Annotated in this window: 1 protein-coding gene; it reads left to right on the top strand. The window is 62.1% G+C overall.

All coding sequences use genetic code 11. From position 1 onward, the window contains the following. On the top strand, positions 1-494 hold a 494-nt coding region (locus A9J21_RS27410; RefSeq protein WP_197497580.1), incomplete at both ends, for a transglutaminase family protein.

The following is a 494-nucleotide window of genomic DNA, read 5'->3' as shown; positions in this document are numbered from 1 at the left end:
GAAGTGCTGCCCTACCTGGCCCCGAGCCGTTATTGCGAATCTGACCGCATGATGGAATTTGCGATGCGCGAGTTTGGCGGCATGCGGCAGGGCTACCCGCGCGTGTATGCGATACGGGAGTGGGTGCGCAACCATGTGCGCTTTCTTTCGCGGTCGACCAACGAGCGGACGTCGGCGATCGATACGATCGTGGAACGTACGGGGGTGTGCCGGGATTTCGCTCATTTGATGATCGCCATCTGTCGCGCGCTGAGCATCCCGGCCCGTATTTCCAGCAGCCTGGACTATGGCGCGGACCCGGCGATGGGTCCACCCGATTTCCATGCGGTGGTCGAGGTATATCTCTCGGACGGCTGGTATTTGCTCGATCCGTCGGGGGTTTCCATTCCGACCGGCCTGCTGCGCATCGGCACCGGCCGGGATGCCGCCGATGTTCCATTTGCCGCGATATTCGGCAAGGTCGAGTCGGAGCGGCCCTACATCGAAATCGAGGC

Source organism: Cupriavidus sp. D384 (genome assembly GCF_001652915.1).
In the GTDB taxonomy this organism is placed as follows: Bacteria; Pseudomonadota; Gammaproteobacteria; order Burkholderiales; family Burkholderiaceae; genus Cupriavidus.
This window is presented reverse-complemented; position numbering and strand designations above follow the sequence as displayed.